The following is a 21,707-nucleotide window of genomic DNA, read 5'->3' as shown; positions in this document are numbered from 1 at the left end:
CGAAAGTGTAACAGCTTTCAATCTTTAATCTTTATAATCAAAAATAAAATTATGTCAAATAAAAATAAATCAAGTAGATTTAATAAAATAACCATCGGTTTAGCTTCACCGGAGTCTATTTTACAAGACTCAAGAGGGGAGGTGCTTAAGCCGGAAACTATTAACTACAGAACGCATAAACCTGAAAGAGACGGTTTGTTCTGTGAAAAGATCTTCGGTCCTGTAAAGGATTACGAATGTGCTTGTGGTAAATACAAGAGAATTCGTTACAAAGGGATCGTTTGTGACCGTTGTGGTGTAGAGGTTACGGAGAAAAAAGTAAGAAGAGAGAGAATCGGGCACATCAACCTTGTTGTTCCTATCGCTCACATCTGGTATTTCCGTTCTTTACCGAACAAAATCGGTTACCTTTTAGGAATTCCTTCTAAGAAATTAGATATGATCATCTACTACGAAAGATATGTGGTGATCCAACAAGGTATTGCTAAGAAATTAGACGGTTCTGATTTCGAAAATATGGAGTTCTTAACAGAAGAAGAGTACCTGGATATCATGGAAACTCTTCCGATCGAGAACCAATATCTTGACGATTCTGATCCAAACAAATTCATCGCTAAAATGGGTGCTGAAGCTGTTGAGGAATTATTAAAAAGAATCGATCTTGACGCATTGTCTTTCGACTTGAGACACAAAGCTCACAACGAAGGTTCAAAACAAAGAAGAACTGAAGCTCTAAAAAGATTGAACGTTGTAGAAGCATTGAGAGGTGCTAATACAAGAATGATCAACAGACCGGAGTGGATGATCATGCGTGTACTTCCAGTTATCCCACCAGAACTAAGACCATTGGTTCCGTTGGATGGTGGACGTTTCGCTACTTCCGATTTGAATGACCTTTACAGAAGAGTTATTATCAGAAACAACCGTTTGAAGAGATTATTGGAGATCAAAGCTCCGGAAGTAATCTTGAGAAACGAGAAGCGTATGCTTCAGGAATCAGTAGATTCATTATTCGATAATACAAGAAAATCTTCAGCTGTAAAATCTGAATCAAACAGACCATTGAAATCTCTTTCAGATTCATTGAAAGGTAAGCAAGGTCGTTTCCGTCAGAACTTACTAGGGAAAAGGGTAGATTACTCTGCGCGTTCGGTAATTGTTGTAGGTCCAAACTTACAGCTTCACGAATGTGGTATTCCTAAAGATATGGCAGCTGAACTTTACAAACCATTCATCATTAGAAAACTAATTGAAAGAGGTATTGTAAAAACAGTAAAATCTGCAAAGAGAATTATTGATAGAAAAGAACCGGTAGTTTATGATATCCTAGAAAATGTGATGAAAGGTCACCCTGTTCTATTGAACAGAGCACCTACGCTTCACAGACTGGGTATCCAGGCTTTCCAACCTAAGATGATCGAAGGTAAGGCAATCCAGCTGCACCCGTTGGTAACAACAGCATTCAACGCCGATTTCGACGGTGACCAGATGGCGGTACATTTACCGTTAGGTCCTGAAGCGATCCTTGAAGCTCAGTTATTGATGTTAGGTTCTCAAAACATCTTGAACCCTGCAAACGGTTCTCCGATTACGGTACCTTCTCAGGACATGGTTCTTGGTCTTTATTTCATGACTAAAGAATTGAGCTCTACAGAAGACAGAAAAGTTTTGGGTGAAGGTCTTGCATTCTATTCTCCTGAAGAAGCGGAAATCGCTTATGCTGAAGGTAGAGTATCTTTAAATGCTAAAGTAAGATGTAGACTTCCTGTTAAAGAAGACGGACAAATCGTTACAAGATTAATCGAAACTTCTGTAGGTAGAATTTTATTCAACCAGATTGTACCTAAACAGTCGGGATATATTAATGAACTTTTAACCAAGAAATCATTAAGAAACGTTATCGGTAGAATTCTTGCGGATACGGATTTCCCTACAACAGTGAAGTTCCTGGATGCAATGAAAGACTTAGGTTATTCAAATGCATTCAAAGGAGGTCTTTCTTTCTCATTAGGGGATATTGTAGTTCCTGTTGAGAAAAAACAGATGATTGCACAATCAATCGAAACAGTAGACGAAATTAGAGCTAACTATAACATGGGTCTAATTACCGATACAGAACGTTATAACCAGGTAATCGACGTTTGGACAAATACCAACGCTGGATTAACTGAAATGATCATGAGCAGAATGAAAACCGACCAAGGTGGTTTCAACTCTGTATACATGATGCTTGACTCTGGAGCGAGGGGTTCTAAGGAACAGATTCGTCAGTTATCAGGGATGAGAGGTTTGATGGCGAAACCGCAGAAAGCTGGTTCCACCGGTGCGGAGATCATTGAAAACCCGATCCTTGCAAACTTTAAGGAGGGTCTTTCCATCCTAGAATACTTTATCTCTACCCACGGTGCCCGTAAAGGTCTTGCGGATACCGCTCTTAAGACTGCCGATGCTGGTTACTTAACGAGAAGATTGGTAGATGTTGCACAGGACGTTATCGTTACAGAAGACGACTGTGGAACGCTAAGAGGTACAGAAGTTACTGCACTTAAGAAAAATGACGAGATTGTTGAAAAAATCTCTGAAAGAATCTTAGGTAGAGTTTCTTTACATAATGTTTACGATCCTGAAACAGATGAATTAATTGCTGAAGCTGACCAGGTGATTACTGAGGCATTAGCTAAGAGAATTGAGGAAGCTGGATTAGAAGCTGTTGAAGTTCGTTCACCATTGACTTGTGAAGCTAAGAAAGGTATCTGTGCGAAATGCTACGGTAGAAACTTGGCTACAGGTAAAATGATTCACATGGGTGAAGCGGTAGGTGTAATTGCAGCACAGTCAATTGGGGAACCTGGAACTCAGCTTACGTTGAGAACTTTCCACCAAGGGGGTACTGCAGGAAACGTATCAGAAAACCCGTCAATCGTTGCAAGAAGAGATGGTATCGTTGAAATGGATGAAGTAAGAACAATTACTTCTGAAGATGAAAACGGTAATACAGCTGAGGTTGTAGTGTCTCGTTCAACAGAATTCAGATTGGTTGCTGATAATGAGTCCAGAACTCCATTAATGGTAGCTAACGTACCTTACGGATCTATATTATCTGTAAAACCAGGTGATAAAGTAAGCAAAGGAGATACAATCTGTAGATGGGATCCGTATAACGCGGTTATTATTGCAGAAACTTCAGGTAAGGTAGAATACGAGGATATCATCCAGGGTATTTCATTCCAACTTGAAATTGACGAACAAACAGGATTTGAAGAGAAAGTAATCTCTGAATCTAGAAATAAGAAAGCCGTACCTACCTTGAAAGTGGTGGATTCTAAAGGTGTTGAGCAGAAAGCTTACAACTTACCGGTAGGAGCCCACTTAATGGTAAACGATGGTGAAAAAATTAAAGCGGGTAAAGTTTTAATTAAGATCCCAAGAAAATCTGCAAAAGCAGGGGATATCACCGGAGGTCTTCCGAGAGTTACCGAATTATTCGAAGCAAGAAACCCTTCAAACCCGGCGGTTGTTACAGAAATCGATGGGGTAGTTTCTTACGGAAAAATCAAGAGAGGTAACAGAGAATTGATCGTTGAAGCTAAAACTGGTGAAAGAAAAATTTATTTAGTTAAATTATCAAACCAGATCTTGGTACAGGAGAATGACTTCGTAAGAGCTGGTTCGCCACTTTCTGACGGTTCAATTACTCCAGACGATATCTTAAGAATCAAAGGTCCAACGGCGGTTCAGGAATACTTGGTAAACGAGATTCAGGAAGTTTACCGTCTACAAGGGGTGAAGATCGACGACAAACACTTCGAAATCATCGTAAGACAGATGATGACAAAAGTATCTATCGTTGACGGAGGTGATACTCAATTCCTTGAAGGAGCTCTTGAGCACAAGTATGACTTCTTAGAAGAAAACAACAGAGTATTCGGTCTTAAAGTAGTTGTTGATGCTGGTGATTCTAAAGTATTCCAGCCAGGTCAGATGATTACTGCAAGAGAACTAAGAGACGAAAATTCTAAATTGAAGCGTGAAGATCAGGCTTTAGTTGAAGTAAGAGAAGCTTTACCGGCTACAGCAACGCCTGTATTACAAGGTATTACAAGAGCAGCTCTTCAGACTAAGTCATTCATGTCTGCTGCATCATTCCAGGAAACAACTAAGGTTCTAAACGAAGCGGCGGTAGCTGGTAAAGTAGATGATCTGAACGGTCTTAAAGAAAATGTAATTGTAGGACACAGAATCCCTGCAGGTACAGGTCTTAAAGAATACCAAAACGTGATCGTAGGTTCTAAGAAAGAATTCGAAGATCTTAACTAAAATTAATGATTCGGAAATTTGAGGTTTGAAATTATTTTTATATTTTCACAACCTCAAAATTTCGAATAAAAAAATATTTTATAACAATGGACAACAATCAGAATCCACAAGACGGAAACATCAACATCGAATTAAATGAAATGGTAGCTGCAGGAGTTTATGCTAACCTTGCTTTGGTAAACCACTCTCCATCAGAATTCGTAGTAGATTTCATCCAGTTAATGCCAGGTGTACAACAGGCTAAAGTAAGATCAAGAATCATTCTTGCTCCACTTCACGCTAAGAGAGTACTTACTGCTCTTCAACAAAACATTGCTAACTACGAGCAGCAATTCGGAGAAATCAAAGAAGTTGAGCCTTTCGTATTAGGTGGAAACAACGTACAAGCTTAAGATTTTTCTTAATCATACATAAGAATGCCTCAGTTTTACTGGGGCATTTTTTATTGCAGGAAAATTTCGAAATAATACTTTTCTATAATTTAATTATGCTATAAAATATATATTAAGTCTGTTTAAACTATTTTTTAATTTAATTGCATCAGTCACATAAGATTTTAAAATGACTGTTAACCTGCCTATTAGAACACATTAGTTTTGAAATTTTCGATTTTCTCTTATGTGATCTTTATTTTTTCACGGCTTAAACTACAAACTAATGTGACATGTGGTTATGTCAAAAATTTAAACAAGTTTATTGCTAAAACGATATTTCCGTTGCAAAATGCTTATTATTTTTTCTTTATCATTAAATAATATTAATAGATAAAAAATCTGTCATACGGATTCTCTAATTTTATATATTTGTTGTTGAAAATGATACAACAGATATGATAAATGATCCATTTATTAATAATAAATTCGGTTTTTTGGGTGAAGAATTTTTAATTGAGTTTCATCAGCATGCTGTTGCCAGCAAAATAAAAGCAAAAACTGAAATTGTAAGAGAGGGGCAGAAGAACAAATTTGTTCCGTTTCTTATCAAAGGTTCTATAAGGGTTTTCACGCTGAATGATGGGCGGGAACTCATCTATTATTATATCAGGGAGAACGACAGCTGTCTGATGACATTTTCGTCAATTTTTACAGATTGTACCAGCAGAATTTATGCGGTAGCCGAAGAAGATTCCGATGTGTTGCTTGTACCCATTTCCGTTGTCCATGAATGGCTGATCAGGTTTCCTGAAATCAACAGGCTTTTTTACTACGAATATGATAAAAGATTCTTAGATGTCATGAATATGGTAAATGATGCTGTTTTCCATCGGCTCGACAAAAGAGTTTTGAACTATATCAAACAGCAGATCACAATACGCGGCAATAATCCGATTAAGCTTACCCACCGGGAAATTGCCAACAGTCTGGGAACTTCAAGGGAAGTGATAAGTCGTGTTTTGAAAAAAGTTGAAAACGAAGGCGAAATTATTCAGACAAAAGAGGGGATAAAAATGCCTGTAAATGAAAATGTTAGATAAGACTAATAAATAATATTTAATTAATTTAACAATATAATTGATAAAAACAATCTGTCCGGTGACTTTTATCACACAATTTTGAAGTTTTAACTCTATAAGTTTGCCATACTAATTTAAATAAATGTGTATGACAAAAACTCTCTTATTTTTGTCGATGTTAGCTTCAGGTTTTGCCTATTCACAGGAAGATCTGTTGAAGGATATTGACACCATTCAAACAAAAAATACCGAAATCTCGCCGCCTGCTTTTAAAGCATTGCAGATCGTCACAGGACAGTCTACAAAACTATCTGCGAAGAATGAATGGTATGTTGTCGTAGCTCACCGCTTTGGGGATGTAAGCAAAGGATTCAAAGATTTTTTCGGACTGGATGATGCTTCAACCAAATTAGGGGTTATCTATGGGGTCACAGACAATATTTCCGTCAGTCTTTCCAGGGAGACCAATCTCAAAACTTTCGAAGGTGGGGTAAAGTACAAGCTTGTAAAGCAAAACGAAAAATTTCCGGTTGATATTGTGGGATACAATGTGATGGCGGTAAATACGGACCTCAGCAAAGACAATTATCCGCATCTTCAGTTTGGAGACAGACTTTCGTACCTCACTCAGGCATTGATTTCGAGAAGATTCAGCGATGGCTTTTCTTTACAGCTGACTCCCTCTTATGTCCACAAAAATCTTTATGAGCCTTTAATCGAGGATAAAAATCAGTTTCTGGCAGGATTAGGCGGAAGATATAAAATTTCAAAAAGAATTTCGATCAATGCGGAATACTTTGTGAATTTCGACAGTCACAGTTTCTACAAAAATCCGCTCTCTCTGGGAATGGATATAGAAACCGGGGGACACGTGTTCCAGCTTTTATTCACCAATTCTCAGCTTAATTCGGACATCGGTTATCTCACCAATGCAGCCGGAAAATGGGAAAAAGGGCAGATTTTCTTTGGGTTTAATCTTTATAGAGTCTTTTAATTATGAAAAAGTATATGTATATCATTTCATCGGCGGTTTTACTAATTGCCTGTGAAAGCAGAACGTATGAAGAAATTTCAGATAAAACTCCGGTCGCAGAGCAGGTGACTTTCAATAAAGATGTAAAGCCTATTATCGATGCCAACTGCATCAGCTGCCATTCTCCCGGGTCACAAGCGCTTACGGATTACGGCCAGGTGAAAAATAATATTGACAATATTATCAACAGAATAAGCAGACCGACAGGAGATCCTCTGAAAATGCCACAGGGAGGAAGCTTATCGCCGACACAAATTAACATCATCACAAAATGGAAAGCCGACGGGCTTCTGGAAAACTAAAATTAATATGAAAAAGCTAGTATTACTTACCGCTTCGTTGCTTTTTACCAATCTTGTTTTTGCTCAGAAATATACGACTAAAACAGGTAAAGTAACGTTTGAGGCATCTGTGCCTTTATTTGAAGATGTTTTTGCCCAGGATGACAACAACATTGCTGTTATTAATTCGGATAATGGAGATTTTGCCTCTGTTTCAGCTGTTAAAAACTTTCATTTCAAAACTAAATTAATGGAAGAACATTTCAACGAAAGCTATGCCGAAACTGCAAAATATCCGAAAGCAACTTTTACCGGAAAGATCTTGAATTTTGATAAATCTAAATTATCTGCATCGCCACAGAAATATACAGTTCAGGGAACTTTAAATTTTCACGGAGTAGATAAAGCATACAATTCTACGGCTACCGTTTATGCCAAAGACGGGAAGATTTATATGTCGGGCGGATTTGTTGCAAAAACTGCAGATCATAAGGTGACAATTCCGAAAATGGTGTCCAAAAAGATTGCTGAAAATGTAAATGTTCAATATAATTATATCCTTTCAAAACAATGAGAAAATTAATTTTATTGATGGGGATTTTACTGAGTTTTTCATTCTTATCGGCTCAGGAAAAAGCAAAATCTATTTTTGATGTTGCAAGAAGCGGATCTGTAGAAGAAGTAAAAGAACTGATGAAACAGAACCCAGATATTATCAATCAGACCAATGAAGGGGGCTTCTCTCCTTTAATCTTAGCTTGCTACAGAGGAAATATAGCTGTTGCAGAATTTTTAATGAAAAATGTAAAAGATATTAATTCTGGGAGTGCTCAAGGCTCTGCACTTACAGCTTCGGTTTTTAAAAATAACAAAGAACTCACTCAGAAATTATTGGCAAATGGCGCCAACGCTAATCTTGCGGACAGTAATGGGGTAACTCCTTTAATTTATGCAGTACAGCTTCAGGACAAAGATTTGGTGAAAATATTATTGGAAAATAAAGCAAATAAAAACTTAGCAGATAAACAAGGAAAAACAGCATTTGAATATGCTATCTTCTCTAAAAATCAGGAAATTATTAACTTATTAAAAAATTAATTATGAAACAAATATTATCTTCTTTACTATTAATTGTAGGATTTTGGGGGACTTCTCAACTGAAATCTACAGGAGTGATGACATGTACAGTGGGTACAAGATCGGTAACGGCTAATATTACCTTGAATAATACCACAAACAAAGTGAGATTGGATTTAACAGGGCCTTCCGACAGATGGTTTGGATTTACTTTTAGAAGTGCAGCAAATGCAGGTATGTCCGGAGCGCCTACCGATGCTTTAACATTTAGTGATGCTGGATTTACTGACAGGAATCTTGGTGGCATTGGAGTTTATAATTCAGATACCCAGGATTGGACAGTAATAAATGCACCTTCAATATCTGGAGGAACAGTTTCAATGTCTTATGAACGTAATTTAACGACGGCAGATGGAGCCAATGATTATCAGTTTAATTATGCTACAGCAAGTAGTATTACCACGAAATGTGTTATTACAAGTTCTGCAGGTTTATCAATAGCACCCCATGGAGGAGCTGCAAATACTGCTGTTACAAATGGAACCTTTTCTACAGTATTAGCAACAAATGATGTTGCAGCAGAAAGTAAAAAAGTAGTTCTTTATCCTAATCCTGCAAAAGAATCTATTAGTTTTAAAAATGCAGATAAAATAAAATCTGTCGATATTTACGAATCTACAGGAAGAAAAGTAAAATCGATAGTTGGTGAAGGAAAAGACATCAGTATTTCTGAGTTGAAATCCGGAAATTATTATCTGGAAATTACCTTGAAAGACGGATCAACCTCTTTTGAACAATTAATTAAAGAATAAATGAAAGGCCACTGAAAAGTGGCTTTTTTATTGAAATAAAGCGACTCCTGTAATTACGATTAAAACCAATAATAAAATCCCTGCCAAAGAGTTTTTTAATCCCTCGGATTTTGGGTTAGTAGTATATATTTTGTTCATTTGCTTTGTATCACATCGATAAATAACAATCCAACGAACAAAATTTCCTAAAATGTCAAAGAAGAATTCCATTATTTTTTGTTTTAAATCAAATATAAATATTCTTCTATGTACATTAATTCTAAAAAATGTTTTTAATGTTTTTTTAACTCGCGAAACTTTTGTGTGAGACCTGCGGGAAGTAACTTTGCAGAAAATTTAAATAATGAAGCGAGGATTACAATTCTTACTGTTGATATTGTCATTGACAGTTTTTGCTCAGAAAGAAAATGCAGATACGGCTCAGGTAGTTATTCCGGACAGACATAATAGTGTTGAAGCCCAGACAAAACCTTATGTGATTATGATTTCTACAGACGGCTTCCGCTATGATTATGCTAAAAAATATAATGCAGAAAATCTTTTGAAGCTTTCAAATGGAGGAGTGCAGGCAAAAGCAATGATTCCAAGTTATCCAAGTATTACGTTTCCGAATCACTGGACTTTAATGACAGGTTTATATCCTTCTCATCATGGTTTGATTGACAATTTTTTTTACGATTATAAAAGAAAGCAATCCTATGCCATGAGCAATAAGCAAAATGCGGAAGACGGAAGCTGGTACGGCGGAACTCCGCTTTGGGCATTGGCTGAAAAGCAGGGAATGGTTTCTGCTTCTCTCATGTGGGTAGGCTCAGCAAGTGAAGCGGGAGGAAAAAGACCGACGTATTATTATCCTTATCACGAAAAATTCACGCCATCTGAAAAAGTGGAAAAAGTGGTGAACTGGCTGAAATTGCCTGTGGATAAAAGACCACATTTTATTTCATTATATTTTCCTGAGGTAGATGGAAGCGGACATCATTTCGGCCCGGATACCCAAGAAACAGAAACTGCGGTTCATTTGGTGGATAATGCAATCGGTGAATTGGTACAGAAAGTAAATGCTTTAGGATTGAAAAATGTAAATTTTGTTTTCGTCTCCGATCACGGAATGATAAAAGTGGATGGCGGAAATCCTCTTGAAATTCCTGCTATGCTTTTTAATAAAGATAAATTTGATTACTATAATTCTCAGACCTTGTTAAGGATTTACGTTAAAAATCCTGCAGAGGTAAAAAGCACTTACAAAGAATTAAAAGCAAATAAAACGGAGGACTATGAAGTATATTTAGATAAAAAATTGCCAAAATATCTTCACTTTGCAACAAAAGATGATAAGTATAACAGGATCGGGCAGATTTTGTTAATTCCAAAAGCTCCAAAGATTTTCTTGGAAAAAGGAAAGAAAACGTCTGTTGGGAAGCACGGTTACAATCCGAAAGAAGTTCCTGAAATGAAAGCTACTTTTTTTGCCTGGGGACCGGAATTTAAAAATAATCTTGAAATTGATGAATTCCAGAATATTAATGTATATCCTCTGATTGCAGAAATTTTAGGTCTGAAAATCGACCAGCCCATCGATGGAAAATTAAAAGTATTAAAAGAAATTCTAAAGAAATAAAATCGGGAGTCCCAAAGGGACGACTTACTAAAGGATAGGGTAAAACCCTATCAACAATATAATAAAAAATACAATAGTTTCGGCGAGCCTTTGGCTCGCCGAAACTATTGTATAATGACTGTAATTAAAACGACATAGGAAAATGAAGCGTTAAGAAAAATATTTTTGTGAACGTTAAGAAAATCCCACTGTTTGAGTGCGAGATAACTGTAGAACCGAAGAACCCATATTTAATCCGCACGAGTTTTGGGATTTTTAGAGAACAAAATTATTTTTTAGCGAAAGTTTCCAAGTCTTGAACTTTTCGTTCTTTTGTTTCAAGACAAGAGGACTAATCAAACATTAAATTTATCCGCAAACTCCTTCGCAAATTCTTCCAGCTTAACTTCTCCGCTAACCTCGGAACCATGTTCAATAAAATCCTTTTGTACAACACCTGTTCTGATTCCTCTTCCCATTTCAGTATACAATTCGGCCATTTCCTGTGGAACTCCTGCCTGAAGCATTCCGTTTAAAGAATCTTCATCTTTAAACTCGATCCACGGAAGTTCAGGTTTTCCAATTGCATTTCCAAAAACTGTGGCAAAATCAGAAGCGGGATGAACGTCACTCACAATATATTTCACATTTTTACCTTCAGAGTTTTCAGTCAATTCTTTTGCAGCTGCTTTCGCAATATCGTTTGGATGAACCAATGGAATGGTTGCGGTTGCAGGGAAGTTAGCTCCGATAATTCCGGCATTTTTAATTAATGGAATATCATTGAAGAAATTTAGATAGAAATACCCGGCTCTTAAGAAAGTGACAGAAGTATTTTCCAATTCATTGTAGAATTTTTCAATAAAATGAAGCCCTTTGATCGGCCCGTTTTCAACAGGAGATTCCACACCGATGCTGCTTAGCATGACAATTCTTTTAACCCCGGTTTGTTTGATGGCTTCTGCATAATTTTTCCCTACGGCAATGGTATTTTCAACAATATTCATGCCGCCCATATTCGGTGGCGTCATCAAAAATGCTGCATCAGCACCTTTAAAAGTCTGAATTAAAAAATCTAAGTCTGTAATGGAACCGATCGCTGATTTTGCTCCTGAATTTTCAATTTCATTTCTCTTAGTTTCGTTACTGCTAATGACAGTAATATCGTGTCCTTCTGCAATTAATTGTTGAGCAAGAGGTTTTGCAACGTTTCCTAATGAACCCGTGATTACAATTTTCATAATAATTTTGTATTGTTTGTTAATAAATATTTTTTTTATTTCTGAAAACAAAGGTATATTTGTACTTACTTTTATACAAGTACTTACCCTAAAGTATGTATTATGACAGCCATTAAAGAATCATCAACCATTCAGCAGAATAAGAAATACGCATTGGATTCCTGCCCGGTAACGTATGTCATGGAAAAAATCGGTGGATTTTGGAAACCTATTATTTTATATCATCTTTCAAGCGGTGATAAAAGGTATAGTGAATTGAAACGTGCCATTCCTGCTGTTACGGAAAAAATGCTGATCCAGCATTTAAAACAATTGGAATCTGACGGATTAGTGATAAGAACAGCAAAGCCTGTTGTTCCGCCACATGTAACGTATGAATTGAGTGAGGCTGGGAAAGGTTTAATTCCCGTCATCCACGCAATGGCAGAATGGGCTTTTAAAGATATGGACGGAAAATATGATATTTAATATAGCCATTTAAGAATCATAAAATGTAATTTCCTTAAACCTTAAACCTTAAACCTTAAACCTTAAACCTTAAACCCAAAAAAGACTCTCCGAAACCGAAGAGCCTTAGCATTAAAAAAGACGAAGAATTATAAAGATTGCATATCAATCACGAAACGGTATTTTACGTCGCTTTTCAGCATTCTTTCATACGCTTCATTGATGTCCTGCATTTTGATTAATTCAATATCAGAAACGATGTTATGTTTTCCACAGAAGTCTAGCAGCTCCTGAGTCTCAGCAATACCACCGATTAATGATCCTGCTACGGAACGACGTTGGAAGATCATAGGTCTTGTGCTTGGAGATTCGTTTTCAAATTCGCCTACAAATCCTACCAATACCAGGGTTCCGTTTAAGGCAACTGTCTGCATATATGGATTGATATCATGCTCATAAGGAACAGTATCAATAATCACATCAAATTTCCCTTTTACAGCATCCATTTGGTCCTGCTCAGTTGAGATAACCACATAATCTGCTCCTAAGTTTTTAGCATCTTCAGTTTTTCCCGGAGTTCTTGAGAATAAAGTCACTTCAGCGCCTAAACCTTTTGCTAATTTGATCGCCATGTGTCCCAAACCTCCTAAACCTACGACAGCAACTTTAGAGTTGGGTCCAACATTCCAGTGTCTAAGAGGTGACCAGGTTGTGATCCCTGCACAGAGAAGGGGGGCTACTGCTGCTAAGTCTAAGTTTTCCGGAACACTTAATACAAAATGTTCATCAACTACCACTTTCTGAGAATATCCACCGAAAGTATGACCTCCCAGATGCTTGTCTTTTCCATTGTAGGTTCCGGTAAATCCGTTTTGGCAATATTGCTCCAGGGCATGTTTACAGCTGTCGCAATGTCCGCAAGAATCTACCATACAGCCTACTGCTGCTAAATCTCCTATTTTAAATTTAGAAACTTCACTTCCTATGTTGGTAATTCTTCCCACAATTTCGTGTCCCGGAACTGCCGGATACATCGATCCGCCCCAATCGTTTCTCGCTGTGTGAAGATCCGAGTGGCAAACACCGCAATATAGAATTTCGATTTCTACGTCTTTGGGCGTTACTTCTCTTCTTTCAATATGTAATTCCTGTAAATCAGCAGTTTTAGATTCTGCTCCGTAAGCTTTTACTGTAAATGTGTTCATTGGTCTTTTAAAGTTTTAGTTTAATTTTAAATGTTTCAATCTTTTCCTGATACAAAATTCGTCAGTTTAAAGTTAACAATACTTATATAAATTACGGAAAGATTTACCAATTTTACCGACACTGTAAAATGTCCGCTCGGAAAGTGGTAATTTTGAATATTGATAAAATATACTTTATGGAAAATCCGGGTATTGAAATATATAACAGTGTTTCAGAATACAATAAAATGCTGAAGCATGAGACGAAGCATCCGTTGGTAAGTGTGATTGATTTTTCTAAATCTGATCCCATTTGCCAATTCAAAAGAACATTTGGTTTTTACACTGTTTTTCTGAAAGATGTGATGTGCGGAGATATGCAGTACGGCAAACACAGCTATGATTATCAGGAAGGGACATTGGTTTTTATTGCTCCCGGACAGACCTATGGACTTTATAATGCAGACACTTACATTCAGCCTGCAGGTTTTGCGTTAATTTTTCATCCGGATTTACTGAAGGGAACCAATCTCGGTAAGAACATCAAAGATTATAATTTTTTCTCGTATGAAGTTCATGAAGCTTTACACCTTTCCGAAAAAGAGAGAGAAATTGTCTTGGAATGTTTTAAAAATATAAAACTGGAACTCGAGCAATCTATAGACAAGCATAGTAAGTCTTTAATTGTCAATAATATCGAATTGTTTTTGAATTACTGCATGCGTTTCTACGACCGTCAGTTTATTACAAGAGACCACGTGAATCAGGGATTTATCGGGAAATTTGATAATTTACTGGATGAATATTTACAATCTGATAAGCCTAAATATATCGGTTTGCCAATGGTCAATTATTTTGCGGAACAACTTAATCTTTCTGCGAACTATTTCGGTGATCTAATGAAAAAAGAACTCGGAATTTCCGCACAGGAATATATTCACAATAAACTGATTGATGTGGCTAAAGACCAGATTTTCGATCCGGCAAAATCCATCAGTGAAATTTCTTATGATTTAGGTTTCAAATATCCTCAGCATTTTACAAGATTATTCAAGAGTAAAGTAGGCGTTTCACCAAGTGAATATAAAACTCTTAATTAAAATGTATAAGAAACAAAATTTGTAAATTGTATGCATCAATGAAATTTAAATCTACCAGATGACGATACAGCAAAACATTGTAACCCATACTTTTGAAACTCCTTTCGGAAAGATTTTAGGATTAAGAGAAAATGGAGTTATCCGGGTAAAAAATATTCGTTATGCCCGTTCTGAGCGTTTTAAAAAACCTGTTCCTGTGCAAACGGCAGATTTTGAGATTTCCGATAAAATTCCGGTGTGCCCGCAACATGTGAGCCCGTTTTTGGAGAGGTTAATTGGTAAAACAGATGTTAATCAATTTATTTCAGATGAATCACCGCAGTTTCTCACAATCACTCGTCCGGAAAATTATGATGAAAACGAAAGGCTTCCTGTGGTTGTATGGATTCATGGAGGTTCGTATGAAATTGGAGGTGGAGATTTGCCGACTTCAGATCCTTCGGTTTGGGTGCAAGAACAGCATATTATGGTTGTGGCGGTAACTTATCGTTTAGGTGTTTTCGGATTTTTGGGCGGTGATGAAGACCGGCCTGCCAATTTAGGTTTATTTGACATTATAGAATCTATAAAATGGATTAAGAAAAATATTCATAGTTTTGGTGGAAACCCTGAAAATATTACGCTTTTCGGACAGTCGTCAGGAGGTGATGCCATTGCACATCTGATGATCTCGGAAGGTGTGGATGATTTATTTCAGAGAGCGATTATTCAAAGTGCACCTTTGGGTTTTCGGATTAAAAGAACAGCCATGTCCGCCGATTTTTTTCAAAAGACACAATTTTTAAAAGATGAATCGGACCCGATGAATATGGTCGATCAGTATGTGAATTTTTTGCCGTCTTTTAGAAAATATGGTTTGAAAACAGCTATGCCTTTCTGTACACAATACGGGCATTCACCTTTATGTAAGGAAGAAGAAAGTCTTCCAAAATGGAAAGAAAACGCCAAAAAATATGATGTCTTAATTGGTTTTAATAATGATGAAACGGCTTTTTATGTAAAAACTGCTGAAAAAGGAATTTATACGTATTTACCTTCAACAATTTTAGATAAAATCGTAAGCGTTACGACAAAATCAATTTACGGAAAACCTATCGATATTTTTGCTCAGAACTACAAAGAGGGTGGGGGAAATATTTATCAGTACAAAATAAATTCAACAATAAAAAATCACTATATCGGAGCCTCGCACTGCATCGATCTTCCTTTTATTTTTGAAAATGAAGCTGAATGGAAATCTGCCGGATTACTAAAAGATGTTCCGTGGGAATATATTCAGGAAAATGGGAAAAAGCTGCGGGCGCTTTGGGCAGAATTTGCCAGAAACGGAAGCATATCAGAAGATTTCGAAAGACCGGAAGTTCTGGAACTCCGAAAAGTTTAATTTAAAACAACAAATAACACGAATTTTTACACGAATAAAATACCCATAATATTTGTCACTCCGTAGGAATCCAAGCGTAGTATTAGAGATAAAAATATTAGCCTAAATTCCTACGGAATGAGAAATGTTATGAAATATGAACCTATCAAATTTCAAGCTTCTAACATCCATCTTCCAGCCCGAGAACTATTCAGCAAGCCAAACACTTACATTTCCCGCCGGAACAGGAAAGTTCCCCCAACCGTTTTCGTCTATGGTAACTTTATCTTCAAATCGTCCTAATGCATCATAAAATGTTTTTCCAATATATTTTTCTCCCATTTCCATAGGTTTTTCGTAGGCTTCTTTATTGCTTAAAACGACAGCACATCCGGAATGTTCTTCATCTCCTTCACGAACCCAGCCCAGACAATTGGCGTCTTCAAAATAATCTCTTTGGTTGCCGTAAGCATTATTTTTTCTGGCTTTTAACAATTCTTCAATTCCATCGACCTTATTTAGAAATATTTCCTGATCGTTGCCTTCTCTATCTTTATCCACATAATGTGCACCATACAAATCAGGATAAAAAACACAAGGATAACCGTCTTTCCTCAACAAAATAAGAGCATACGCCAAAGGCTTGAACCATTCTTCAACAGGTGCCTCCAAATCCTGTAAAGGCTGCGTATCGTGATTGTCAACCAGACTTACCGAATGAAAAGGATCTGCCTGTGTAAGGGTTTCGTCAAAAATTCTCCGTAAATCGTAAGAACCGCCTTCTTTGGAAGCCGTGTGAAAATTGTTTTGTAAGGAACTGTCAAATAAACTCATGCAGCCCTCTGTCACTTCAATATATTTTTGTAATAAATTTAAATATCCCGGAGCCCAATATTCTCCAACCGCAAAAATATTTTTCCCTGAATTGGAACGCAATAAGGTGATCCATTCTTTATAAAAATCAAAGGAAATGTGTTTTAACGCATCTAATCTTACCCCATCAAAATCGGTTTGTTCGAAATACCATGTGGCCCAATTATTCAGTTCTTCCCGTACAAACGGATTGCGGTGCTCCACATCATTAAACATCAGATAATCATAATTTCCTTTTTCATCATCAATCATCTCTTCCCAGTCGGTTCCGTATTCATTTTTAATTTTGAAAATATGAGAATCCATTCCTTCTGCATAATCTACTCCGCTGAAACACGTGTAATTCCATTCAAAATCGGAATATTTTTTTTTGCGTCCCGGAAATGTAAATTTGGTATACGATTGTATTTCTATCTCATTGGAAATTATTTTTTCTCTGTTTTCTTCATCCACTTTCAGGGCTTTAAAAGTTTCTAATTCGTCACCGCCTGCTTTGTGACCCAGCACAATATCAACAATAACCTGGATGTTTTTATCTTTTAAAGCTTTAATAGCATGAGTATAATCATCTTTTGTTCCGTATTTGGTGGGAATGGATCCTTTCTGATCAAACTCACCTAAATCGAATAAGTCGTAGGCGTCGTAACCTATCGAATATCCCCCATTTGTTCCTTTGTAAGCGGGAGGAAACCAGACTGAAGTAATCCCGAGTTCTGATAAATAATCTGCCTGATTTTGGGCTTCTTTCCAAAGTTTCCCGTCTCCTTCTGAATACCAGTGGAAAAATTGAATCATCGTTTCATTCATAAATTGTAAAATTTGGTAACTACAATGTAGTGAAAAAAATCCGGATTATCAATCTTCAAATTCTTTAAACGGTATTTTTAGTTGAACGGATACAAGTTTTTTTTCTTCGGTATTAAGTTGAGATAGAGACAATCCCAATAATCTTACGGGTTTATCGAACGGGCGGAGTTCCCAAAGTTTTTTTCCTGTTTTTAAATATTGTTCAGCAGATGAAAAGTATTCTTCTTTGGTAATGCTCCGGGTGAATAAGGAGAAGTCTTTATACTTGATTTTTAAGGTCAATGTTCTTCCGAGAATATTGTTTTTCTGTAAACGGGTATGAAGTTCTTCGCTTAGATTTTCCAGCTTTTCGTTGACCTGATTTTCATCAAAAAGGTCTTCAAAAAAAGTTCTTTCTACGGCAACACTTTTCTGGATACGATGAGGTTTTACTTCGGAAGTATGAATTCCACGGACGACGTTATAATAATACGCTCCGGATTTTCCGAACATTCTTGTTAAATCTTCAATAGATCTTTTCTTTAAATCTTTTCCTTTGTAAATCCCTAAACTAAACATTTTGTTAGCTGTAACTTTTCCAACACCGTAAAATTTTTCGACAGGCAGTTCTTCTAAAAAACCTTCAATTTTGTCGGGATGGATCGTTTTTTGTCCGTTAGGTTTGTTGATATCTGAAGCAACTTTAGCTAAAAACTTGTTCACAGAAATTCCTGCTGAAGCGGTTAAGCCCGTTTCGTTAAATATTTTCTGACGAATCTCCTTGGCAATCTGATTGGCAGATTCTATTCCTTTTTTGTTCTCGGTGACATCAAGATAAGCTTCGTCCAGCGAAAGCGGTTCTACAAGATCTGTATATTCATAAAAAATTTCTCTGATTTTTCGCGAAATCTCTTTATAACGAGGGAATCTCGGCGGAACGAAAATAAGATGAGGACATTTTTCTTTAGCCGTTTTACTGGGCATGGCAGAACGAACTCCAAATTTTCTCGCTTCGTAACTCGCCGCCGAAACAACACCCCGGTGTCCACCGCCTACAGCAATGGCTTTTCCTTTCAATGCAGGATTATCATGCTGCTCCACGGAAGCATAAAATGCATCCATATCAACATGAATTATTTTGCGGATAGGAAAAGGAAAATCCATATCGCAAAGATATGGATTCATTATTTTAAATAATTTCTTTTGTCTTGAAACAAAAGAAACAAAAGTTCAAGACTTGGAAATTCCGACTAAAAATAAATTCTGTTCTCTAAAAATTCTAAACTCGCGCGAATTTGAGATTTTGTTATTCGATTCGAAATTTGTCTCGCGCTCAAACAGAAGAATTTTTTTAACGTTCACAGATTTTATTTTCTTAACGTCCCCATTTCCTATGTCGTTATTTTAAAAGTTTATCAATTGTAGCTTGAATTTCGGGGTCTTCAGGAGTAATGGCGTAGTATTTTGCAATCGCAGACTTTTGATCGATCACCATATATCTGGGAATCCAGTTTAAATCAACATAATTATTGAAGTCATTTTTCCAGCCAGAAGCAAACCAGTAATTTTCTTTGTCTTTCATTTCAAATCGTTCAAGATTTTTATCAAAACCTTCTTTTGAACGGTCTAAAGAAAGGAAAACAAAATCTATATTTTTATTGTTTTCTTCTAATTCTTTGGCTTTTGGAAGTGCTTTCAGACAGTCTCTGCACCAACCTGCCCAGAAATCAATCACCAAAACTTTTCCTTTATGCTGATCTAAAATTTGTTGGATTGTAATATTTTTCCCTTCTTCATCTTCCAGTTTCTGTGCTAAAGCTTCTTTGGAAAAACTTGTTTTCAGAACTTCAGGAACCTGCTGTGAACAGCTCAATCCAAAAAATCCCATCATTAATAATAACAACGGCTTTTTCATATTCAATATCATTTTGTGCAAATCTAAACAATGAAATGCAATTTGAAACTGATTTTGTATGAATTAATAAAAATTTATGAAATTGAGAAATTCTATAAAGATGAAGAGTAATTTTTCACCAAACCCTTTACTACGGTGATTACACTTGGCATGGCTTTATTCGCTGCATTTAAAACTTCTTCGTGAGAAACGGCAAACGCAATATCTGGTCCACCTAAATCTGTAATTACAGATATTCCGAAAACATTCATATTCATGTGTTTGGCAACGATCACTTCAGGAACAGTACTCATCCCGACCATATCGCCACCGATTGCTTTGATCATTCCGTATTCTGCGGGAGTTTCGAAAGTGGGCCCTTGTAAAGCAACGTAAACGCCCTGATGAATTTTAATACTATTTTCAGAGGCAACCTGTTCGGCAACAGCAATCATTTTTCTGCTGTAAGGTTCACTCATATCTACAAAACGGGGTCCGAATTCATCGATATTTTTACCACGCAGCGGATGTTCAGGCATCATATTGATATGATCCTTTAAAATGGCAATGTCGGCAACGCTGTAATTTGAATTAACACCACCGGAAGCATTGGAAAGAATTAAATTTTGAATTCCTAATAAATGAAAAACTCGGATAGGGAAAACAACGGTTTCGATAGAATGACCTTCATAATAATGAAAACGGCCACTCATCATCAATACTTTTTTGCCTTCAAGAATTCCGTAAATTAGTTTTCCGCCATGACCGGCAACCGTAGTTTGAGGAAAGTTAGGAATTTCATGATACTCCAAAGTATGAATGGCTTCAACTTCGTACTGCAATTTTCCTAATCCCGAACCTAAAACGATAGCGAAATCAGGAGTTTCTTTAATGATGTTTTTGATGAACCCGGCAGCTTCCTTAATTTTTTCTAACATAATCTAAGATGATTTGGTTGAATTCTTCCTTTTTATCAATGATCACATTGATAGGCCAGTAGTAAACAATATCTCTAAGATAGTCAAAACTTTTAAGACGAACGTAGTCTTTCTCGGTTGTTAAGATTAATTTATATTCACCTAACTTTTTATATTCTGCAATGATATTCTTAATATCCGCATCTGTAAAATTATGATGATCCCTGAATTTTAAATGTTTTACCCTTTGCGAAAATTTGGCAAGATGGGTCAGCAACGGTTTCGGATTGGCAATTCCTGTGATCAAAAGAATGTCGTAATAATTCAGGTTGTTATCAGGAAGTATTTTCTCTTTCCCGTACACATTTTCGTCGTATCCAATGGATGAAAAGAATACTTTTTGGGTACGATCCGGCCTTATTCTTGAAACATAATATTGCTTGGTTTCCTCCGTCAGTTCATCCGGACATTTGCTTACCATAATAATATCCGCCCTTTTTGCCCCGTTTCTTGACTCTCTTAAATCTCCGGCAGGCAAAAGATGGTCTTTAAAATAAGGATCATTAAAATCGGTCATCAGAATATTGAAACCCGGTTTAATGGCTCTGTGCTGCATGGCATCATCCAGTACCAGAACATCAAGATCCATATCATCGATCACTTTTTTGGCTCCGGGAACTCTTTCTTCGGAAACAGCGATCACAAAACGGTTTTTGAAGCGCTCAAATAACTGCATCGCTTCATCGCCTACCATTTTATAATTACTGTCATAGTTGGTCACGGCATAGCCTTTTGTCAGTCTTCCATAACCCCGGGAAAGGACTCCTGTTCTGTAATGTTTGGATAAAAACTGGGCAAGGTACATCACCATCGGCGATTTCCCGCTTCCGCCCACAGAAAGGTTGCCGACACAGATTATCGGTGTTTTGAATTTCGTAGATTTAAAAATTCCCAGATCATACATTGTGTTTCGGATACCCGTTACCATGTGATAACCGAGGGAAAAAGGATAGAGGTACCATCTTTTCATACGTTTGCAAAAATAGGAATTTTCGGAGGGATTTGACTTAATATGGTAGCTACTTTTCTATATTTATTTAAAAAAATCAATAATTGATTATCATTAAATTAAAGTATTTTTGTAGAGTTATAATCCGTTGTGTATTTTAACTTGTCTTTCTATATTAAGTGAAACACCTTTGTTTATCTTTAAGATATTGGAGAAATTTTAGATAAATACAAATCTTTATTTGTCTTTGCGTTTAATTTCTCGCAGGGTTAAACAAAGTCTTATTAAAACAGAACTTTTTAAGTCAAACAAAGCCACTT

At 36.6% G+C, this 21,707-nt stretch carries 19 protein-coding genes; 12 read left to right on the top strand and 7 right to left on the bottom strand.

All coding sequences use genetic code 11. The features are described 5' to 3' along the window. Positions 1–51 precede the first annotated feature (51 nt). The 9 genes from rpoC to BUA89_RS07995 all read left to right on the top strand — a co-directional run bounded on the left by rpoC (position 52) and on the right by BUA89_RS07995 (position 10,594). A complete protein-coding gene (gene rpoC, locus BUA89_RS08040; protein ID WP_072955478.1) occupies positions 52–4,317 on the top strand; it encodes a DNA-directed RNA polymerase subunit beta' in 4,266 nt (1,421 codons plus the stop codon). Between the two features lie 86 nt (positions 4,318–4,403). Next, entirely contained in the window at positions 4,404–4,709 is a 306-nt protein-coding gene (locus tag BUA89_RS08035) for a DUF3467 domain-containing protein (RefSeq protein WP_072955474.1), read from the top strand. A gap of 437 nt (positions 4,710–5,146) precedes the next feature. Further along, positions 5,147–5,791 (top strand): Crp/Fnr family transcriptional regulator, encoded by a 645-nt coding sequence (locus BUA89_RS08030; RefSeq protein WP_072955471.1) that lies wholly within the window; start codon positions 5,147–5,149, stop codon positions 5,789–5,791. Between the two features lie 127 nt (positions 5,792–5,918). Continuing rightward, complete coding sequence (locus BUA89_RS08025; protein ID WP_072955468.1) at positions 5,919–6,764, top strand: DUF5777 family beta-barrel protein; 846 nt, start codon at positions 5,919–5,921, stop codon at positions 6,762–6,764. 2 nt (positions 6,765–6,766) lie between these two features. Then, the gene (locus tag BUA89_RS08020) at positions 6,767–7,105 is read left to right on the top strand and encodes a hypothetical protein (RefSeq protein ID WP_072955466.1); all 339 of its coding nucleotides are present in this window, start codon (positions 6,767–6,769) and stop codon (positions 7,103–7,105) included. 7 nt (positions 7,106–7,112) lie between these two features. Next, the gene (locus BUA89_RS08015; protein ID WP_072955463.1) at positions 7,113–7,658 is read left to right on the top strand and encodes a YceI family protein; all 546 of its coding nucleotides are present in this window, start codon (positions 7,113–7,115) and stop codon (positions 7,656–7,658) included. Beyond that, positions 7,655–8,182, top strand: a complete 528-nt coding sequence (locus tag BUA89_RS08010) for an ankyrin repeat domain-containing protein (RefSeq protein WP_072955461.1) — start codon at positions 7,655–7,657, stop codon at positions 8,180–8,182. The genes BUA89_RS08015 and BUA89_RS08010 overlap by 4 nt, the downstream gene beginning before the upstream one ends. 2 nt (positions 8,183–8,184) lie before the next feature. Next, positions 8,185–8,973, top strand: coding sequence for a T9SS type A sorting domain-containing protein (locus tag BUA89_RS08005; RefSeq protein ID WP_072955458.1), 789 nt, complete (start codon positions 8,185–8,187; stop codon positions 8,971–8,973). 343 nt (positions 8,974–9,316) lie between these two features. Then, positions 9,317–10,594, top strand: coding sequence for an alkaline phosphatase family protein (locus tag BUA89_RS07995; protein ID WP_072955454.1), 1,278 nt, complete (start codon positions 9,317–9,319; stop codon positions 10,592–10,594). A gap of 335 nt (positions 10,595–10,929) precedes the next feature. On the opposite strand, the gene BUA89_RS07990 is transcribed toward BUA89_RS07995, so the two are convergent. After that, positions 10,930–11,814 carry an NmrA family NAD(P)-binding protein gene (locus BUA89_RS07990; protein WP_072955452.1) on the bottom strand — a complete coding sequence of 295 codons (885 nt, stop codon included), beginning with the start codon at positions 11,812–11,814 and terminating at the stop codon, positions 10,930–10,932. 102 nt (positions 11,815–11,916) lie between these two features. Here BUA89_RS07990 and BUA89_RS07985 point away from each other — a divergent pair, with 102 nt between their 5' ends. Further along, positions 11,917–12,282, top strand: coding sequence for a winged helix-turn-helix transcriptional regulator (locus tag BUA89_RS07985; RefSeq protein WP_072955450.1), 366 nt, complete (start codon positions 11,917–11,919; stop codon positions 12,280–12,282). 128 nt (positions 12,283–12,410) lie between these two features. On the opposite strand, the gene BUA89_RS07980 is transcribed toward BUA89_RS07985, so the two are convergent. Next, positions 12,411–13,466: an NAD(P)-dependent alcohol dehydrogenase gene (locus tag BUA89_RS07980; protein ID WP_072955448.1), complete on the bottom strand. Its 1,056-nt coding sequence runs from the start codon at positions 13,464–13,466 to the stop codon at positions 12,411–12,413. Positions 13,467–13,642: 176 nt separating this feature from the next. On the opposite strand from BUA89_RS07980, the gene BUA89_RS07975 reads away from it, so the two are divergent. Both BUA89_RS07975 and BUA89_RS07970 read left to right on the top strand, forming a co-directional pair. Next, the gene (locus BUA89_RS07975; RefSeq protein ID WP_072955446.1) at positions 13,643–14,545 is read left to right on the top strand and encodes a helix-turn-helix domain-containing protein; all 903 of its coding nucleotides are present in this window, start codon (positions 13,643–13,645) and stop codon (positions 14,543–14,545) included. A 58-nt stretch (positions 14,546–14,603) separates the two neighbouring features. After that, on the top strand, positions 14,604–15,929 hold the full coding sequence (locus BUA89_RS07970) for a carboxylesterase family protein (protein ID WP_072955444.1): 1,326 nt from the start codon (positions 14,604–14,606) through the stop codon (positions 15,927–15,929). Between the two features lie 186 nt (positions 15,930–16,115). Here BUA89_RS07970 and BUA89_RS07965 read toward each other — a convergent pair whose 3' ends face one another. From BUA89_RS07965 to lpxK, 5 genes are all read right to left on the bottom strand, one after another. After that, positions 16,116–17,588, bottom strand: coding sequence for an alpha-amylase (locus BUA89_RS07965; RefSeq protein WP_072955442.1), 1,473 nt, complete (start codon positions 17,586–17,588; stop codon positions 16,116–16,118). A 48-nt stretch (positions 17,589–17,636) separates the two neighbouring features. Continuing rightward, positions 17,637–18,731, bottom strand: coding sequence for a DNA polymerase IV (gene dinB, locus BUA89_RS07960; RefSeq protein WP_072955440.1), 1,095 nt, complete (start codon positions 18,729–18,731; stop codon positions 17,637–17,639). 235 nt (positions 18,732–18,966) lie between these two features. Next, positions 18,967–19,482: a TlpA family protein disulfide reductase gene (locus BUA89_RS07955; RefSeq protein ID WP_072955438.1), complete on the bottom strand. Its 516-nt coding sequence runs from the start codon at positions 19,480–19,482 to the stop codon at positions 18,967–18,969. A 92-nt stretch (positions 19,483–19,574) separates the two neighbouring features. Continuing rightward, positions 19,575–20,399, bottom strand: coding sequence for a purine-nucleoside phosphorylase (locus BUA89_RS07950; protein WP_072955435.1), 825 nt, complete (start codon positions 20,397–20,399; stop codon positions 19,575–19,577). Beyond that, positions 20,383–21,408 (bottom strand): tetraacyldisaccharide 4'-kinase, encoded by a 1,026-nt coding sequence (gene lpxK / locus BUA89_RS07945; RefSeq protein WP_072955432.1) that lies wholly within the window; start codon positions 21,406–21,408, stop codon positions 20,383–20,385. The genes BUA89_RS07950 and lpxK overlap by 17 nt, the downstream gene beginning before the upstream one ends. Between the last annotated feature and the right edge of the window lie 299 nt (positions 21,409–21,707).

It is taken from the genome of Chryseobacterium arachidis, from assembly GCF_900129245.1.
GTDB lineage: Bacteria > Bacteroidota > Bacteroidia > Flavobacteriales > Weeksellaceae > Chryseobacterium > Chryseobacterium arachidis.
This window is presented reverse-complemented; position numbering and strand designations above follow the sequence as displayed.

Coding starts and splice junctions, on each gene's coding strand:
- rpoC (WP_072955478.1), top strand. CDS start 52: ATGTCAAATAAAAATAAATCAAGTAGATTTAATAAAATAACCATCGGT.
- BUA89_RS08035 (WP_072955474.1), top strand. CDS start 4,404: ATGGACAACAATCAGAATCCACAAGACGGAAACATCAACATCGAATTA.
- BUA89_RS08030 (WP_072955471.1), top strand. CDS start 5,147: ATGATAAATGATCCATTTATTAATAATAAATTCGGTTTTTTGGGTGAA.
- BUA89_RS08025 (WP_072955468.1), top strand. CDS start 5,919: ATGACAAAAACTCTCTTATTTTTGTCGATGTTAGCTTCAGGTTTTGCC.
- BUA89_RS08020 (WP_072955466.1), top strand. CDS start 6,767: ATGAAAAAGTATATGTATATCATTTCATCGGCGGTTTTACTAATTGCC.
- BUA89_RS08015 (WP_072955463.1), top strand. CDS start 7,113: ATGAAAAAGCTAGTATTACTTACCGCTTCGTTGCTTTTTACCAATCTT.
- BUA89_RS08010 (WP_072955461.1), top strand. CDS start 7,655: ATGAGAAAATTAATTTTATTGATGGGGATTTTACTGAGTTTTTCATTC.
- BUA89_RS08005 (WP_072955458.1), top strand. CDS start 8,185: ATGAAACAAATATTATCTTCTTTACTATTAATTGTAGGATTTTGGGGG.
- BUA89_RS07995 (WP_072955454.1), top strand. CDS start 9,317: ATGAAGCGAGGATTACAATTCTTACTGTTGATATTGTCATTGACAGTT.
- BUA89_RS07990 (WP_072955452.1), bottom strand. CDS start 11,814: ATGAAAATTGTAATCACGGGTTCATTAGGAAACGTTGCAAAACCTCTT.
- BUA89_RS07985 (WP_072955450.1), top strand. CDS start 11,917: ATGACAGCCATTAAAGAATCATCAACCATTCAGCAGAATAAGAAATAC.
- BUA89_RS07980 (WP_072955448.1), bottom strand. CDS start 13,466: ATGAACACATTTACAGTAAAAGCTTACGGAGCAGAATCTAAAACTGCT.
- BUA89_RS07975 (WP_072955446.1), top strand. CDS start 13,643: ATGGAAAATCCGGGTATTGAAATATATAACAGTGTTTCAGAATACAAT.
- BUA89_RS07970 (WP_072955444.1), top strand. CDS start 14,604: ATGACGATACAGCAAAACATTGTAACCCATACTTTTGAAACTCCTTTC.
- BUA89_RS07965 (WP_072955442.1), bottom strand. CDS start 17,588: ATGAATGAAACGATGATTCAATTTTTCCACTGGTATTCAGAAGGAGAC.
- dinB (WP_072955440.1), bottom strand. CDS start 18,731: ATGGATTTTCCTTTTCCTATCCGCAAAATAATTCATGTTGATATGGAT.
- BUA89_RS07955 (WP_072955438.1), bottom strand. CDS start 19,482: ATGAAAAAGCCGTTGTTATTATTAATGATGGGATTTTTTGGATTGAGC.
- BUA89_RS07950 (WP_072955435.1), bottom strand. CDS start 20,399: ATGTTAGAAAAAATTAAGGAAGCTGCCGGGTTCATCAAAAACATCATT.
- lpxK (WP_072955432.1), bottom strand. CDS start 21,408: ATGAAAAGATGGTACCTCTATCCTTTTTCCCTCGGTTATCACATGGTA.